General features: G+C 72.5%; 16 protein-coding genes. 9 read left to right on the top strand and 7 right to left on the bottom strand.

All coding sequences use genetic code 11. The features are described from left to right. The first annotated feature begins 119 nt into the window (after window positions 1-119). Together Drose_RS07930 and Drose_RS07925 are read left to right on the top strand one after the other, a co-directional pair. Window positions 120-1,082, top strand: a complete 963-nt coding sequence (locus Drose_RS07930; RefSeq protein WP_260727534.1) for a thiamine-phosphate kinase — start codon at window positions 120-122, stop codon at window positions 1,080-1,082. Window positions 1,083-1,134: 52 nt separating this feature from the next. Continuing rightward, window positions 1,135-1,605: a GNAT family N-acetyltransferase gene (locus tag Drose_RS07925; protein ID WP_390891337.1), complete on the top strand. Its 471-nt coding sequence runs from the start codon at window positions 1,135-1,137 to the stop codon at window positions 1,603-1,605. Between the two features lie 7 nt (window positions 1,606-1,612). On the opposite strand, the gene Drose_RS07920 is transcribed toward Drose_RS07925, so the two are convergent. The 4 genes from Drose_RS07920 to Drose_RS07905 form a co-directional block, all read right to left on the bottom strand. After that, a complete protein-coding gene (locus tag Drose_RS07920) occupies window positions 1,613-2,596 on the bottom strand; it encodes a D-alanine--D-alanine ligase (RefSeq protein ID WP_260727533.1) in 984 nt (327 codons plus the stop codon). A gap of 22 nt (window positions 2,597-2,618) precedes the next feature. Further along, window positions 2,619-3,731 (bottom strand): cystathionine gamma-lyase, encoded by a 1,113-nt coding sequence (locus Drose_RS07915; protein WP_260727532.1) that lies wholly within the window; start codon window positions 3,729-3,731, stop codon window positions 2,619-2,621. A 9-nt stretch (window positions 3,732-3,740) separates the two neighbouring features. Further along, window positions 3,741-4,766: an NAD(P)H-dependent glycerol-3-phosphate dehydrogenase gene (locus Drose_RS07910; RefSeq protein ID WP_260729638.1), complete on the bottom strand. Its 1,026-nt coding sequence runs from the start codon at window positions 4,764-4,766 to the stop codon at window positions 3,741-3,743. A 97-nt stretch (window positions 4,767-4,863) separates the two neighbouring features. Next, entirely contained in the window at window positions 4,864-5,592 is a 729-nt protein-coding gene (locus Drose_RS07905; RefSeq protein ID WP_260727531.1) for a lysophospholipid acyltransferase family protein, read from the bottom strand. Between the two features lie 73 nt (window positions 5,593-5,665). On the opposite strand from Drose_RS07905, the gene cofC reads away from it, so the two are divergent. From cofC to Drose_RS07880, 5 genes are all read left to right on the top strand, one after another. Then, window positions 5,666-6,316 (top strand): 2-phospho-L-lactate guanylyltransferase, encoded by a 651-nt coding sequence (cofC, locus tag Drose_RS07900; protein WP_260727530.1) that lies wholly within the window; start codon window positions 5,666-5,668, stop codon window positions 6,314-6,316. Between the two features lie 4 nt (window positions 6,317-6,320). Next, a complete protein-coding gene (locus tag Drose_RS07895; protein ID WP_260727529.1) occupies window positions 6,321-6,518 on the top strand; it encodes a cold-shock protein in 198 nt (65 codons plus the stop codon). 57 nt (window positions 6,519-6,575) lie between these two features. Then, window positions 6,576-8,936: an RNA degradosome polyphosphate kinase gene (locus tag Drose_RS07890; RefSeq protein WP_390891336.1), complete on the top strand. Its 2,361-nt coding sequence runs from the start codon at window positions 6,576-6,578 to the stop codon at window positions 8,934-8,936. A 68-nt stretch (window positions 8,937-9,004) separates the two neighbouring features. Beyond that, window positions 9,005-10,546 carry a CYTH and CHAD domain-containing protein gene (locus tag Drose_RS07885; protein WP_260727528.1) on the top strand — a complete coding sequence of 514 codons (1,542 nt, stop codon included), beginning with the start codon at window positions 9,005-9,007 and terminating at the stop codon, window positions 10,544-10,546. Beyond that, window positions 10,534-11,418, top strand: a complete 885-nt coding sequence (locus tag Drose_RS07880) for an NUDIX hydrolase (protein ID WP_260727527.1) — start codon at window positions 10,534-10,536, stop codon at window positions 11,416-11,418. Before Drose_RS07885 ends, Drose_RS07880 begins: the two co-directional genes overlap by 13 nt. Window positions 11,419-11,518: 100 nt before the next feature. Here Drose_RS07880 and Drose_RS07875 read toward each other — a convergent pair whose 3' ends face one another. From Drose_RS07875 to leuC, 3 genes are all read right to left on the bottom strand, one after another. Next, on the bottom strand, window positions 11,519-12,097 hold the full coding sequence (locus Drose_RS07875) for an HU family DNA-binding protein (RefSeq protein WP_260727526.1): 579 nt from the start codon (window positions 12,095-12,097) through the stop codon (window positions 11,519-11,521). A 137-nt stretch (window positions 12,098-12,234) separates the two neighbouring features. Continuing rightward, window positions 12,235-12,822: a 3-isopropylmalate dehydratase small subunit gene (gene leuD, locus Drose_RS07870; protein WP_260727525.1), complete on the bottom strand. Its 588-nt coding sequence runs from the start codon at window positions 12,820-12,822 to the stop codon at window positions 12,235-12,237. 25 nt (window positions 12,823-12,847) lie between these two features. Continuing rightward, window positions 12,848-14,266, bottom strand: a complete 1,419-nt coding sequence (gene leuC, locus Drose_RS07865) for a 3-isopropylmalate dehydratase large subunit (RefSeq protein WP_260727524.1) — start codon at window positions 14,264-14,266, stop codon at window positions 12,848-12,850. A gap of 49 nt (window positions 14,267-14,315) precedes the next feature. On the opposite strand from leuC, the gene Drose_RS07860 reads away from it, so the two are divergent. Next, window positions 14,316-15,002: an IclR family transcriptional regulator gene (locus Drose_RS07860; protein WP_259861912.1), complete on the top strand. Its 687-nt coding sequence runs from the start codon at window positions 14,316-14,318 to the stop codon at window positions 15,000-15,002. 106 nt (window positions 15,003-15,108) lie between these two features. Further along, window positions 15,109-15,354 carry a hypothetical protein gene (locus Drose_RS07855; RefSeq protein ID WP_260727523.1) on the top strand — a complete coding sequence of 82 codons (246 nt, stop codon included), beginning with the start codon at window positions 15,109-15,111 and terminating at the stop codon, window positions 15,352-15,354. Window positions 15,355-16,603 lie beyond the last annotated feature (1,249 nt).

The raw sequence follows: 16,603 nt of genomic DNA, 5'->3' as shown, positions 1-16,603 counted from the left end.
CGAGCGCTGATCAGGCGTGAACCTACCGCACCATGGGAATCGGCAAATCAACCGCCGTGCGTGATCATGCCACGACACGCAGCTTCGGCGACAGAATCGAGCATCGATTTGGAGGACGGGTGACGGTAGCAGCCGCCGGGGAGTTCGGGCTGATCTCGCGGGTAACGGCCCGGCTCGGGGCGGAGTCGCCCTATGTCCTGCTCGGACCCGGGGACGACGCGGCGCTGGTCGCGACCCCCGACCGCCGGGTGGTGGCCAGCACCGACGTGCTGGTCGAAGGCCGGCACTTCCGCCGGGACTGGTCCAGCGCCCGCGACATCGGCCATCGGGCCGCCGCCGCCAACCTGGCGGACATCGCCGCGATGGGCGGCCGGCCGACCGCGCTGCTGGTGGCCCTGTGCGCACCGGCCAATCTCCAGATCTCCTGGGCGGAGGAGCTCGCCGACGGGCTCGCGGCGGAAGCGGCGAAGACCGGCGCGATCGTCGTCGGGGGCGACACCTCGGCGAGCCCGACGCTGACGATCGCGGTGACCGCGCTCGGCGACCTGGAGGGACGCGAGCCGGTGGTCCGCACGGGGGCACAGCCCGGCGACATCGTCGCCGTGGCGGGGCGGATCGGGCACGCCGCGGCCGGGTACACGATCCTGTCGCGCGGTTTCCGCTCGCCGAAGCTGCTGGTGGAGGCGTTCCGGCGCCCGGAGGTGCCGTACCACCTCGGCCCGCTGGCGGCCCGGCTCGGCGCCACCTCGATGATCGACATCTCGGACGGGCTGCTCGCCGACCTCGGGCACATCGCGACCGCCAGCGACGTCGGCATCGACGTGCGGCGCGACGCGTTCACGGTGCCGGCGCAGATGCGTGACGCGGCGACCGCGCTCGGCGTGGATCCCTACGGCTGGATCCTGGCCGGCGGCGACGACCACGCGCTCGCCGCCACCTTCCCGGCCGACACCGAGCTGGCCGCCGAGTGGCTCGTCGTCGGTTCCGTCCTGCCCGCCGGCCCGTTCACAGCGGGTGGCGGCGTGACGGTCGACGGGCGCCGGTACACGGGCGGAGCCCCGGGCTGGGATCACTTCAGGTAGTCGACCACCACCGATGCGGTAAGGCACGGATCGACTCGTACCCTTTACCCTCGTGAGCGAGATAGACATCCGGCTGACCCGCTACGGTTCGCGGGTCGCCAACACCCTGACGACCGCCGCACTGGCGGAGCTGGTCCAGCGGTACGGCGGCGACGGCGACAGCACCCCGATCCTCCCCGGCGAGTTCGACCCGCCGGGGGGCGGCTTCCTGATCGCCTACGACCCCGACCACGAGCCGATCGGCTGCGTCGGCTGGCGGACCCTGGCCGAGGACGAGGACACGGCGGAGCTCAAGCGGATGTACGTCGTTCCCGGCCACCGCGGCCGGGGCGTGGCCAAGGCGTTGCTCGTCGCCGTGGAGGACGACGCGCGGCGGAGCGGGCGGCGGCGGATGTGGCTGGAGACCGGCACCGCCCAGCCCGAGGCGATCGCCCTGTACGAGCGGTCCGGCTACGTCCGGATCGAGGACTTCGGCCACTACAAGGAATACGAGGACGTCCGCTCCTTCGGCAAGGACCTCTGAGCGGCGGTCAGTGCAGGCCGGTCCCCCGCCGCACCGCCGCCCGGATCAGGCGTGCGACGAGGGAGTCGTACGGCAACCCGCTCGCCGCCCAGACCGACGGGAACGGCGCGCCCGGCTCGAACGCCGGCATCGTGTCGATCCGGTCGAGCGTGATCTCGCCCGCCGGGGTCACGGTGAAGTCGACGCGGGCCAGCCCGGCGCAGTCCAGCGCCACGAACGCCTGGACGGCCAGCTCCCGCACCGCCCGCTCCACGTCACGGTCCAGCTCCGCCGGGGCCGTGGTGCCGTCGCCGGTGACCGCACCGGGGACGCTGCACTCGGGATCGCCGGCGGTGTCGAGCACGCCGACCGTCACCCGCCGGCCGGCCGGCACGGTCGCGACGACCACCTTGCCGTCGACCTCACGGGCGGCGGCGACGGCGGCGCCGAGGTCCGCCCAGTCGTCCACGACGGTCTCCCCGCCGGTGCCACGCGCGGGCCGCACGACCACCGGAAGCGGCAGCCGGGCACGATCGGCCTCATCGAGGGAGACGCCCGCGCGCAGCACCGCATAGGGCGCGACCGGCAGGCCGGCCGCCACCGCGAGCTTGCGCAGGTGGTCGTGGTCGAGCGCGGCCGACGAGGCGAAGACGCCGGAGCCCACGTAGGGCAGGTCGGCCATCTCCAGCAGGCCCTGGATGGTGCCCTCGTGGCCGAAGGCTCCCCGCAGCACCGGGAAGACGACGTCGATGCCGGCGAGCCGGGCGACCCCGTCGCGCGCGTCGACGACCGTGATGTCGCCGGTGACCGGCACGAGGTCGGTGGAGCTCGCCGCCGGGCCGGCCGGCAGGACCCAGCGCCCCTCGCTGGTCACGCCGATCGGCACGATCTCGAACTGGTCGTCGGCATCGAGCGCCGCCAGGACGTCGGCCGCGCCGACGCTGTCGATGGCGTGCTCGGTGCTGCCGCCGCCGAACACGACGGCGACCCGGGTCTTCTCTGGCGTCTCCACGCCGCCGACCCTAGCCAACAAGTCAAGTCCCCGCTGCGTCCAACGCCTGACGCAGATCGGCGACCAGGTCCGCGGTGTCCTCGACACCGCACGAGAACCGCACCAGCCCCTCCGGCGTGTCGTCGCCCCACTGCGCGCGCCGGTCGGCGGAGGTGTGCAGGCCGCCGAACGAGGTGGCCGCGAAGATCAGCTCGGAGGCCGCGAAGAAGCGGTCGACGGCGGCCTTGTCGGCGAGCGCGAACGTCACCACACCCGGGATCCGGCGCATCTGCCGGCGCGCCAGGCCGTAGGCCGGGTCCTGCGGGCGGCCGGGCCAGCGCACGGACCGTACCGCCGGATGGCCGGCCAGCAGCTCGGTCACGGCCGCCGCGTTGGCGGCCTGCCGGGTCAGCCGCAGGTCGAGGGTGCCCAGCGACCGGTGCGCCAGCCACGCCTCGAACGGGCCGGGGATGGCGCCGGTGCGGTCGCGCCAGGTGCTGATCGTGGCGGCCAGCTCCGGGTCGCGGGTGCAGACGTAGCCCATCAGCAGGTCTGAGTGGCCGGTCAGCGCCTTGGTGCCGGAGGCGACCGAGAAGTCGGCACCGAGGTCGAGCGGGCGCTGGCCGAGCGGGGTCGGGGTCGTGTTGTCGACGGCGACGAGACCGCCCCGCTCGTGGACGGCGGCGGCGAGCCCGGCGACGTCGCAGACGTCGAGTCCCGGGTTCGACGGGGTTTCCAGCAGCAGCAGGCGCACGCCGTCGAACGGCGGGTAGGGCCCCGCGGTCCGCGCCGTCGCCACCGTCACGCCGCGGTCGGGCAGGTGTTCGCCGGCGAAGGCGCGGGTCAGGTAATACCCGTCCTGGGGCACGACCACGGTGTCGCCGCTGCGCAGCGTGGTGAGCAGGACGGCGGTGACGGCCGCCATGCCGGACGCGAAGACGACGCACTCGCCGCCCTCCAGCTCGCCGATCGCGCTTTCGAGGGCGCGGTACGTGCGGTTGTCCGTCCGCCCGTACCCGTCCACGCCCGGCCGCGGACCGGCGACCGGATCGAGGTGGTAGGGCGCGCCGAGCACCGGACCCGGCAGGAACGGCTGGCCGGGCACCGCCTCGGGCAGTCCGGCGTGCACGGCCCGCGTGCCGTCACCGAGAGGCATGCGGCCACCCTACTGGCCGGTCGACGGCACGCCCGGCCGCTCCGGCTTGGTCTCGCGTGCCATGAGCGCGGCGAGGGCCTTCAGCGGGTCGAGGTTCTCGTGGCAGACCAGCTCGACCTGCTCGGTGATCGGCATCTCCACGCCGACGCTGCGGGCGAGGTCGCGGATCGATAGGCAGCTCTTGACGCCCTCGGCGGTCTGCCGGGTCGCGGCCTGCGCCTGCTCGAGCGTCTCGCCGCGGCCGAGCCGCTCGCCGAAGGTGCGGTTGCGCGACAGCGGCGACGAGCACGTGGCGACGAGGTCGCCCAGGCCCGCGAGGCCGGCGAACGTCATCGGGTTGGCGCCGAGCGCCGCACCGAGCCGGGCGGTCTCGGCCAGGCCGCGGGTGATCAGCGTCGCGCGGGTGTTGTCGCCGAACCCCAGCGCCACGGCCATGCCGTAGGCGAGGGCGATGACGTTCTTCACGGCACCGCCGAGCTCGCAGCCGACCACGTCGTCATTGGTATACGGCCTGAGGTAGCGCGTGCTGATCGCCCGCTGCACCAGCTCGGCCCGGCGGATGTCGCGGCACGCGACGACGGTGCCCGCGACCTGCTCCGCGGCGATCTCCGGAGCGAGATTCGGACCGGTGACCACGGCGACGCGCTCGGGCTCGACGCCGGCGACCTCGACGACGACCTCGCTCATGCGCTTGAGCGTGCCGAGCTCGATGCCCTTCATGAGGCTGGCCAGCGTCGCGTCGGGGTCGATCAGGCCGGCCCAGCCGGCGAGGTTGTCCCGCAGCGTCTGCGACGGCACGGCCAGCACCACGAGATCGGCGCCGTCGATGGCCGCCGCGGCGTCACCGGTGGCGGTCACCGCGTCGGGCAGCCACATCGTCGGCAGGTAGTCGAGGTTGACGCGCCGCTCCCGCATCGCGGCGGCGACCTCGGGCCGCCGCGCCCAGATGGTGACCTCGGGCGTCCCGGCATCGGCGAGCACCTTGGCGAAGGCCGTGCCCCACGAGCCCGACCCGAGTACCGCTGCCCTACGAATGGTCACTCGACCGCCTCCGCTTCGCCCCGGCGCCGCCGTGAGCCCTTGGCCAACTCTGCGCTTCCCGCACCCATGATGAGCGGCCTCTCCGCTCGGCTCATACCGTCCGCTCTTCGTCCGATCGGCTGGAACGTCCGGGGATCCACAGCGGCGGCGGGGTGCCGCCGCGCAGCTCGACGAGCATGTCCCGCAGGTGCAGCATGATGTGGTCGGTGATCTCGGTGAGGATCTGCGCGCTCGGCTGGGCGTCCGCCCAGGCGGACAGGTCGATCGGTGCGCCGGTGGTGATCCGCATCAGCTTCCGCGGAAACAGGTCCAGTTTCTTCGTGCGCGGGTCGAAGATCTGCTCCGGGCCCCACATCACCACCGGGATCACCGGCACGCGGGTGTCGAGCCAGAGCCGCGCCGCGCCGGTCTTGCCGCGCATGGGCCACAGCTCGGGCTCTCGGGAGGTGGTCCCCTCCGGGTAGATGACGACGGCCTCGCCGTTGCGGATCCCGGCCCGGGCCGCCTCCAGCGCCTTGACCGCGTCGGTGGTGCCGCGGCGCACCGGGATCTGGTGCGCGGCCTTGAGCAGGTAACCGAGGACCGGCACGTCGAAGAGGCTCGACTTGGCCAGGAACGACGGCCACCGGCCGGCGTCGTAGATGTAGTGCGCGACAGCGAGCGGGTCGGCGTGCGAGATGTGATTGACCACGATGATCACCCCACCCTGGGCGGGGATGTGCTCCATTCCCGCCCAGGCGCGTCGGGTCAGCGCCTTGATCGTGGGTTTCACAGTCATGACGGCGAAACGCCGCCAAAAGCCGAGCTTCCGGCGCGCCATCTCACCCTCCCCTCATGGCTCTGCTGCGAATCATGCCACTGCGACCGGCTACGCCGCCGTGTCAGGATGGGTCATGCTCAGCCACGGCCGGTCGACGGCTCCGGACACGCCGGTGACGTGGGTGGCGGTGGTGCCGGTCAAGCCGCTGCCGACCGCCAAGACCCGGCTGCGCGGCGCCGTTCCCGAGGCGACCCACCCCGATCTTGTCCTGGCGATGGCGCGGGACACGGTCGCCGCGGCGCTCGCCTGCGGGGTGGTCGCCGGTGTGGTTGCCGTCTGCGACGACCGGGCCGTCCGTGCCGAGCTGGCCCGGCTCGGCGCCAACTGCCTGCCGGACGCCCCGGCCGCCGGGCTCAACGCGGCCTTCGCCTTCGGCGCCCGCGGTGCCGCGGGCCCGGTGGCGGCGCTGACCGCCGACCTGCCCGCGCTGCGCCCCGCCGACCTGGAGTCGGCACTGGTGGCGGCGGTGCGGGCCGGTGGGCGGGCATTCGTGCCCGACCTGGAGGGCACCGGCACCGTCCTGCTCACGGCACCGTCGGGGGCGGCCCTGGCACCGCGCTTCGGCCCCGGCTCGGCCGCCGCGCACCTGCGCTCGGGTGCGGCCAAGCTGGACGGCAGGTGGCCCAGCCTGCGCCGGGACGTCGACACGGCGGCGGATCTGGACGCTGCGGCAAGACTGGGTCTCGGCACGCATACCGGACAGGTCCTCTGCACGGTAGCGTGATCGCATGCAGGGCACGGTGGCGACCTTCGACGAGGCGACCCGCACCGGCACGGTGCTGCTCGACGACGGCGCCGAGATCTCCTTCCCGGCGGCGGCGTTCGACGCCTCCGGCTTGCGGCACCTGCGGCTCGGTCAGCGGGTCCGGCTCGACCACGACGACGTGGGCACGGTCACCAAGGTCACACTCCCGACGCTCCCGTGACCCTTTGGCAGCGATAAGTTCATGTTGAGACCGGCACGAACAGGCCATGATGATCCGGTGGACGAGAGCTCGACCGGTCGTAGCCGCTCGCGCGGCACCGCCCAGCGGTCCGACCCGGCGAGCACACCGGCCAGGACGACGCGTTCCGGCAGCACGGGGACGCCGGCCCGGGCTCGGCGAGCCACCAAGGTCACGAGGCCCGCGGCGCCGGATCCAGTCACGGTGAGCGAGGTCACGGTGAACGAGATCACGGTGGAAGACAGCGCAACGATCGGCACCACGACCGAAGCGGCGCCCGCTGCCGAGCGCCGGCCGGTGCCGCAGCCTTCGGGGCCGGCGGAGGAGGCACTGCCCGTACCGGAGGCGAAACCACTCCCCGAGGATCGGTATCTCAATCGCGAGCTGTCCTGGCTCGACTTCAACGCGCGGGTGCTGACCCTGGCGGAGGACCGCGCGACGCCGCTGCTGGAGCGCGCCAAGTTCCTGGCCATCTTCGCCAGCAACCTCGACGAGTTCTACATGGTGCGCGTCGCCGGCCTGAAGCGGCGCCTACAGACCGGCCTGCCGGTGCGCCGGCCCGGATTCCTGCCGCCGACGGAGCAACTGGAGCAGATCGCGGAGCAGACGTCGGCGCTGATGGCCCGCCAGTCGCGGGTGTTCGCCGAGGAGATCGCGCCGACGATGGCCGAGGAGCACATCCACATCGTCAGATGGAGCGAGCTCGACCCGGCCGAGCGGGAGAAGATGCGCGCGTCGTTCCGCGAGCAGATCTTCCCGGTGCTGACCCCGCTCGCGGTCGACCCGGCGCACCCGTTCCCGTACATCTCCGGCCTCTCCCTGAACCTGGCCGTGGTGGTGCGGGAGCAGGACGGCGGCCCGGAGCTCTTCGCCCGGATCAAGGTCCCCAACAATGTGCCGCGCTTCTTCGCCCTCGACCGGGTCACCCGCGACGGCGCCCGGGTGATGCGGTTCCTGCCGGTCGAGGAGCTGATCGCGGCGCACCTCGGGCAGTTGTTCTCCGGCATGCAGGTGGTCGAGCACCACCTGTTCCGGGTGACCCGCAACGCCGAGGTGGAGCTCGACGAGGACCGCGACGAGGACCTGTTGCAGGCGCTGGAGCGGGAGCTGGCCCGGCGCCGGTTCGGCCCGCCGGTGCGGCTCGAGGTGGCCGCGTCGATCTCCGACCACGTGCTGGAGCTCCTGGTCCGCGAGCTCGACATGGACGCGCACGACGTGTTGCGGGTCCCCGGCCTGCTCGACCTGACCGCGCTGTGGCAGATCTACAACGGCGTCGACCGGCCGGACCTCAAGGACCCGCCGTTCGTCCCGGCGACGCACCCGCACTTCGCCGAGGGTGAGACGCCGCGCAGCGTGTTCGCCCGGCTGCGGGACCACGACATCCTGGTCCATCACCCGTACCACTCGTTCTCCACGAGCGTGCAGCGGTTCATCGAGCAGGCCGCCGCCGACCCCAACGTGCTGGCGATCAAGCTCACCCTGTACCGCACCAGCGGCGACTCACCGATCGTCGACGCGCTGGTCGACGCGGCCGAGGCGGGCAAGCAGGTCGTGGTGCTCGTCGAGGTGAAGGCGCGCTTCGACGAGAAGGCCAACATCGGCTGGGCCAGGACGCTGGAGCGGGCCGGCTGCCATGTGGTGTACGGCCTGGTCGGCCTCAAGACGCACACCAAGACGGCACTGGTCGTGCGGCAGGAAGGCAACCACATCCGGCGGTACTGCCACGTCGGCACCGGCAACTACCACCCGAAGACGGCCCGGCTCTACGAGGACTACGGGCTGCTCACCGCCGACCCGGAAGTCGGCGCCGACCTGACCGACCTGTTCAACGTCCTCACCGGATACAGCCGGCAGACCTCCTACCGGCGGCTGCTCGTCGCGCCGCACGGGGTGCGCCGCGGCATCGTCGAGCGGATCAACCGGGAGATCGCGATCGGCCCGGAGGGCCTGGTCCAGATCAAGGTCAACTCGCTGGTCGACGAGGAGATCATCGACTCGCTCTACCGGGCCAGCCAGGCGGGCGTGCGGGTCGACCTCATCGTGCGCGGCATCTGCGCGCTGCGCCCGGGCGTGCCGGACCTTTCGGACAACATCCGCGTCCGCTCGGTGCTGGGCCGGTTCCTGGAGCACTCACGGGTGTTCCGATTCGGCCGGGGCGCCGCGGCGCAGTACTGGATCGGCTCCGCCGACCTCATGCACCGCAACCTCGACCGCCGTGTCGAGGCGCTGGTGCAGGTGACCGACCCGGCCTCGACCGAGGAGCTCAACCGCGTGCTGACGCTCATGATGAGCGAGGACACCGGGGCGTTCGAGCTGACCGGCAGCGGCCAGTGGCACCGACGCCCGGGCCGCAATCCGCAGGAGGCCTTGCTGCGCCGGATCGTCGACCGCGCGGAGTGACAGCCTGTAGCGTCTGTCCCATGACCGAGGCCGGGCCGCGGCCGTGCAGCAGACGCTAGGGTGACCGGATGCCGGAGGAAGACCACAGATACCTGGTCGCCGAGGAATTCACGATGCCCGATCTCGAAGCCGCCGGCAAGGGTGGGACCAGGGTCGCGGTGCGCCCCCCGGTGACGTTGAAGGCGACCTACTACGACACCGCCGACCGACTGCTCGCGCGGGCCGGGGCTTCGCTGCGGCACCGCAAGGGCGAGTCGGCCGCGAAGGCCTGGACGGTGCACCTGCCGTCGTCGGTCGCCGGCGTGCGGCACGAGCACTCGCGACCCGCCACCCGTCCCGGCGTCGTCCCGCCGGTCCTGCTCGACCTCGTGACGGCCTACCGGCGCGGTGCCGACCTGGCACCGGCCGCCGTGCTGCGGACCGTGCGGACCGTTCACGACGTGGTGAACCGGGACGGCACGGTGCTCGCCGAGGTCGCCGACGACTTCGTCACGGTGCTCGACGGCCGGAAGGTCGCCCACCGGTTCCGCGAGATCGCGCTGGAGCTGCGCGCGGGGCCGCCCCGGCTCCTCGACCGGCTGGAGGATCTGCTCCTGACGGCCGGGGCGACGGTCTCCGACAGCGTCCCGGAACACGTGCGCGCGCTCACGGCGGGCGGGCCGCTGGCCGATCCAGCGGTGCCGCCGCCGGCGCCCCTGCGGCGCAAGGCCCGGGCCGGCGACGTGGTGACCGAGGCGATCCGCCGCGACGTGGCCCGCATCGTCCGGCACGACCCGTTCGCCAGGCTGCGCGAGACACTGCCCAACGGCGACACCCCCGTGCACCAGATGCGGGTCGGCACCCGCCGGCTGCGCAGCGACCTCCAGACCTTCCAGGCCCTGCTGGATCCGGCCTGGACCGCCACGCTCCGGGCGGAGCTGAGCTGGCTCGCCGAGGCGCTCGGCGGCGCCCGGGACGTCGAGGTGCTGCGGGCCCGGCTGCGGCAGACCGCGGCGCGCGACCCGCTCGCGCCGCTCGCCGCCGCGGCGGTGGAGCGGATCGACGCGGAGCTCGCCGCGCGGCACGAGAAGGCGCTGACGGCGCTGGACGAGGCGCTGCACGCGCCGCGGTACGTCGCGCTGCTCGACTCGCTGGTCGAGGCGGCCCGGGCGCCGGGCCTGTCGCCGCCGGCCTCCGCACGGGCCACGGAGGTCCTGCCGGACATCGCGCGCAGACCGTGGCGGCGCCTGGCCTACGGCGGCGGTGCGGCTCCCGCGGCCGGCGGCCTCACCCTGGACCTGCCCGACGACGAGTGGCACGAGGTCCGCAAGCGGGCCAAGCGCGCCCGCTACGCCGCCGACGCGGCCGCCCCGATCGTGGGCCCGGACGCGGCACTGCTGGCAAAGGCCATCGCCAAGGCGCAAACCGTCCTCGGCGAGCACCAGGACGCCGCGATCGCCGCCGACGCGTGGCTGGACATCGCCGCGTCCGACCCCGACGACCACACCCTCGCCGTCACCGCCGGGCGGCTGTTCGAGCGGGAACGCGCCGCGGTGACCCGGTCACGGAACACGTTCCCGGCGGTGTGGGCGGCTGTCATGGAGGAAAAGAACATCGCATGGCTGAAGTGAACACGGTCATCCGCGCGGCGGGTGGCGTCGTATGGCGCACCGTCGCCGGCGGCGCCGTCGAAGTCGTCCTCGTCCACCGTCCCCGCTACCAGGACTGGTCATTGCCGAAGGGCAAGCTCGACCCCGGCGAGCACGCGCTGGCCGCCGCCGTGCGCGAGGTCTACGAGGAGACCCTCGTTTCGGCGGTACCGCAGGTGCGCCTGCCGTCCATCCGGTACCTGACCGGCGAGCCGGGCGTGGAGAAGCACGTCGACTTCTGGTCGATGCGCGCGCAGTCGTGGACGCCCCGGCCGGCCGACGACGAGATCGAGGAGGCCCGGTGGGTGCCGGCCGGCGAGGCGCAGCGCCTGCTGAGCTACGCCCACGACCGCGGGGTCGTCCGGGCGTTCCTGGACCTGCCGCGGGTGACCTCCGTCGTGGCGCTGGTCCGGCACGCCAGGGCCGGCAAGCGGCGCGAATGGTCCGGCCCGGACGGCGACCGGCCGCTGGACGCCACCGGGGAACGCGACGCAAGGGCCCTGAACGAGCTGCTGACGCTGTTGCGGCCGGAGCGGACGGTGTCGGCCACCCCCCTGCGGTGCCGGCAGACCGTGGAGCCGCTGGGCCTGCCGCTGGAGCTCGACGCACGCTTCGACGAGGAGCAGCCGCCGGACACCGCGGCGGCGGCGCTGGTCGAGGTGGCCAAGCAGGGCGGCGTAACGGTGGTGTGCAGCCAGGGCAAGCTGATGCCGCCCCTGCTGACCGAGCTGACCCGCCGGACCGACGTGGACTTCCACACTCGAAAGGGCGCCGGCTGGATCCTCAGCTTCGCCGACGGCCGCCTCGTGGGCCGGGACAAGCTCGTCCCGGCGACCGTCGCCGACCAGTCGTAAAGGTCCACTTCGGACGTCCGATCTGGACGCTCTCCAGAAAGCAGGGCGGCCCCGCGATCGCGGTGCCGCCCTTCGTCGTGCGTGAGTGGATGGTGTGCGCCTACTTGGCAGCGGCCTTCCGGGCCGGCGCCTTCTTCGCGGCCGTGGTCTTCGCGGCCGTGGTGGCGGTGGTGGTCTTGCGCGCCGTGGTCGCGGCAGCGGCACGCGTGGTCTTGGCGGCGGCTTTCTTGGCCGGCGCCGCCTTGGCGGCGGCCTTGGCGGCGGCCTTGGTCGGAGCGGCCTTCGCGGCCTTGGCCGGAGCAGCCTTCGCCGTGGTCGCCTTGGCGGCGGTGGCCTTCGCCGTCGTGGCCTTCGCGGCGGCCGTCTTGGTGGCGGCCTTCTTCGCGGGGGCGACCTTCGGCACCTTGCCGCTGGCAACCATCTCGCGGAAGCTGGCGCCGGCGCGGAACGCGGGCACCGAGGTCTTCTTCACCTTCACCGCTTCGCCGGTGCGCGGGTTGCGGGCCGTTCTCGCACCACGAACGCGCTTCTCGAAGACCCCGAAGCCCGTGATGGCGACCTTGTCGCCCTTGGTCACGGCGTTCTGGATCTCGGCCAGCACCGCGTCCAGCGCCGCGTTTGCCGACTTCTTGTCGCCCAGGCGAGCGCTGAGCGCCTCGATGAGCTCGGCCTTGTTCACGTTTCCTCCCGTACCAGAAATGAAGTCCCTGTGGGCAAGGTATCCCAACGCACACAGGATACAAACATATGACGGAAAAGAAATCGTTGTGGAGCAACGGATTTGACCGAAGGCTCATCGAGACGCCCAACGTGGGCCTAGTGAACGACGGGTGTCCACTCCGGACGACCTTGTTCGAAGGCGTCGATAGCGTCCACATGGCGAAGGGTGAGACCGATGTCGTCCAGCCCTTCCAGCAGGCGCCAACGGCTGAAATCGTCCAGCGGGAACTCCCATTCGTGGCCGTCGGCGCGCAACTGGCGACCCTCGAGGTCGACCGTTACCGACAGCTTCGGATCCGCCTCGACGGCGGCCCACAGGATCTCGACGAGTTTCAGGTCGAGCTCAACGGGCAGGAGCCCGGCCTTGAGCGCGTTTCCCCGGAAGATGTCGCCGAAACGCGGCGCGACGACGACCCGGAAGCCGTAGTCCTGCAAGGCCCAGACGGCGTGCTCGCGGGACGAGCCGGTGCCGAACTCGGGCCCGGCGACGAGGATCGACGCTCCCTCGTACGCCGGGTTGTTGAGGACGAACGCCGGGTCGGACCGCCACGCGTTGAACAAGCCGTCGGCGAACCCGGTGCGGGTGACCCGCTTGAGGTAGACGGCCGGGATGATCTGGTCGGTGTCCACGTTGGAACGGCGTAGCGGGACGGCCGTGCCGGTGTGAACGGTGAACTTCTCCATGGTCCTGTGTCCCTCTGTTCCGGTCTCAGTTCAGGTCGGCGGGGGCCGCGAGCCGCCCCACGACGGCGGTGGCGGCGGCGACGGGCGGCGACACGAGATGTGTACGGCCGCCACGGCCCTGCCGGCCCTCGAAGTTGCGGTTGGACGTCGACGCCGAGCGCTCGCCCGGCTTGAGCGTGTCGGGGTTCATGCCGAGACACATGGAGCAGCCGGCGAACCGCCACTCCGCACCGGCCTCGGCGAAGACCTTGTCCAGGCCCTCCTGCTCGGCGGCGGCCCGCACGGACGCCGAGCCGGGCACCACGAGCATCCGGACGCCGTCGGCGACCTTCCGGCCGCGCAGCACCTCGGCGGCGGCGCGCAGGTCCTCGAGGCGGCCGTTGGTGCACGAGCCGAGGAACACCACGTCGACCGCGATGTCGCGCAGCGCCGTGCCCGGCGCCAGCGCCATGTATTCCAGCGCCTTCTCGGCGGCGGTCCGCTCGGCGCTCTCGGTGAAGTCCTCGGGGTGTGGCACATGGCCGCCCAGCGGCGCGCCCTGGCCCGGGTTGGTGCCCCAGGTGACAAACGGGGTGAGCTGCGAGACGTCGAGCGTCACCTCGGTGTCGAACTTGGCGCCCTCGTCGGTGCGCAGGCTCTGCCAGTACTCCTTGGCGCGGTCCCAGTCGGTGCCCTTGGGCGCGTACTGCCGGCCCTCGATGTAGGCGAAGGTCGTCTCGTCCGGCGCGATCATGCCGGCCTTGGCGCCCCACTCGATCGACATGTTGGAGATGGTCATGCGGCCTTCCATCGAGAGCTTCTCGATGGCGGGCCCGCGGTACTCGACCACGTGTCCGCGACCGCCGCCGGTGCCGACCTGCGAGATGAGCGCCAGGACGAGGTCCTTGGCGGTGACGCCCGGGCCGAGCTCGCCGACGACGTTGACCGCCATGGTCTTCGGCCGGGCCTGCGACAGGGTCTGGGTCGCGAGGACGTGCTCGACCTCGCTCGTGCCGATGCCGAACGCCAGCGCGCCGAAGGCACCGTGGGTCGAGGTGTGTGAGTCGCCGCAGACGATCGTCATGCCGGGCTGGCTGAGGCCGAGCTGCGGCCCCATCACGTGGACCACGCCCTGCTGCGCGTCGCCGAGCGAGTGCAGCCGGACGCCGAACTCCTCGGCGTTTCTCCGCAGCGTCTCGATCTGGGTGCGGGAAACCGGGTCGCTGATCGTCAGCAGGTTGTCGGTCGGCGTGTTGTGGTCCTCGGTCGCGATCGTGAGATCGGGGCGGCGGACCGGGCGGCCCGCCATGCGCAGGCCGTCGAACGCCTGCGGGCTGGTGACCTCGTGCACCAGGTGCAGGTCGATGTAGAGCAGATCGGGCTCGCCGGCAGCGGAACGTACGACGTGCGCGTCCCATACCTTCTCGGCCAGCGTGCGTGGCGTCTGTTGTGCGTCTCCCACCATCTGGACATCCTAAAGTTTGGGAGGTATGTTTCGGTCTGTGGGACACAGTATGAGCGGTGTCGGCGTGCTCGACAAGGCGGTGGTCATCCTGGCCGCCTGTGTCGACGGCGCCAGCCTTGCCGAACTGGTGGACCGGACCAAGCTTCCCCGGGCAACGGCGCACCGGCTCGCACAGGCCCTGGAGATCCACCGCCTACTCGTTCGAGACGCGCAAGGGCGCTGGCGCCCCGGCCCGCGTCTGGGCGAGCTCGCGAACGCCGCGCCCGACGTGTTGCTGACCGCCGCGGAGCCGATGCTGACCGCACTGCGCGACGCGACCGGCGAGAGTGCGCAGTTGTACCTGCGACGCGCGGACGAAAGGCTGTGCGTAGCGGCCGCGGAGCGCGCCAGCGGCCTGCGCGACACCGTGCCGATCGGCGCGGTGCTGCCGATGACGGCCGGCTCCGCGGCCCAGGTCCTCCTGGCGTGGGAGCCCCCGGAGGCCGTGATGCCGCTGCTGCCCCGGTGCAAGTTCACCGGCCGCACGCTGGCCGAGGTCCGCCGGCGGGGATGGGCCCAGAGCGTGGCCGAGCGCGAGCCGGGCGTGGCGAGCGTCTCGGCTCCGATCCGCGACCGCACGGGGCGGGTGATCGCGGCGATCAGCGTGTCGGGCCCGATAGAGCGTCTGGGCCGCCGCCCGGGCGACCGCCACGCGATGGCGGTGGTTCGAGCGGGCCAACGCCTCTCCGGCCTGTAGCCGTCCGTTCCACGGAAGCCCGCCAAGGTCAACTCGGTGGTGGCGTTTACCATCTCGGGTGCGCCTTCGGCGCATTCCTGGAATGCATGAGCTGGAAGGAACGCCAGTGCCCGATTCCACCACCCCAGCCGCACCGGAACCACTGGACGAAGGTAACTCCGCGGCGCCGGCGGCCGGCACCCCGGCCTCCCCGTCGACCGGTGGCCCCGACGGCCGCGACGCGCCCGAGTCTCCCGCCGCTCCCGAGCCGCCGGCCCAGCCGAGCGGCACCGGCCGTGGCGGCTGCATGACCACGATGATCGGCCTGTTCGTGTTCATCGCGGCCCTGCTGGGCATCGCGACCCAGCTCTGAGATCGACCGATCCGGTGCTCTCCGGCCAACGGAGAGCGCCGGATCGGTCGAACGCCCACATGGCAATCCTTCGATACGATCCCGGTCGACGTCAACGGGCTGGCGGTGATCGCCACAGGCGGCGCGTTCGCCGTGGTGCGGCGCTGGAAGGACGGCACCCTGCCTGGGCGCGCCGTTCCCGGCTCCGTGGCGGCGTTCGCCCGGGTCGACCCGGTCACCGGACCCGGGTCGGCGGCCGACGTTCGAGTCGCCGCTCGACGGCCGGAAGCGCAAGGTCTTCGAGGATCTCGAGACCCTGGTCCGACGACCGCATCGGGCCGCGGTGCGCCGGTCCCGCGCGCCCGGACGATCCGGTGACCCTCGTCGCGGCCTCCGGCCTCCGGCCCCCGCCGAGGACGCGGTCAAGGCGATCGCGGTCCCACTCCTCGCGGACGTGAAGCTGCCTGGCGTTGCGGCGGCCAAGCAACCCGCGGGGTGACCCGACCGGGATCACCGATGCCGCCTGCGAGCAGCGCGACGCCCACGTGTCGGCAAGCTGGCGGACAGCCCGCCGTTCGAGGAGGCCATGACCGGCGGCGTCGCCAAGCCGTCCGCGGCGCCGTGCCTGGACGGCAAGCCGGCGTTCAGCGAGAACGGCCAGGCGCAGGCGATCGAACCGGCCGCGACGGCGCCGACACTACGGTCCAGGCCGCCGCGTGATCAAGCGATCGAACCGGCCGCGACGGCGCGGACACCGCGGTCCAGGCCGCCGCGTGATCAAGCAGGCCGCGACGTCGAGCCTGACAGCCCCTTGCCAACCAGACAAGTACGACAATTCGGGCGTAAGACTCGGAGGTGTTGTCGCCGAGGCGCGCCGGCTGGCGCGCGTTCTGGCGGAATCCGCCGCCACGCCGCCCGACTCCATGATCATGGAGTCGGGCGGACCGGAGAGCGCCGTCCGGGGTCCAGTGGCGACCGCGATCGACAGATGTCACCCGCACGACTGTGCGTCACGGTCTCGTAGCGCGACACCGGGTTGACAGACGACCGCACGGCTGAACTTCGCGGCTTTGCGTGATCAAGTAGCCGTACGGCGACGCCGCCGACCAGCCACCAACAGAAGCCAGCGGCCGAGCGGACCCGAAACGCGAGGCCGGCGGCGTAGGGAGATCGAGGAGCCGTGCGCAGCGGTCCGGGCCGGAGTGGGCCGAGTCCGGGGCCAGGCGGGGCCGGCCCTGAACGAACAAACCGCGCTCCCCTGAATGAGGAG

Origin of the sequence: Dactylosporangium roseum (assembly GCF_025264685.1) — a bacterium.
GTDB classification, from domain to species: domain Bacteria; phylum Actinomycetota; class Actinomycetes; order Mycobacteriales; family Micromonosporaceae; genus Dactylosporangium; species Dactylosporangium roseum.
The sequence above is the reverse complement of the archived record's forward strand: the minus strand, read 5'-3'. Positions and strand labels throughout refer to the sequence as shown.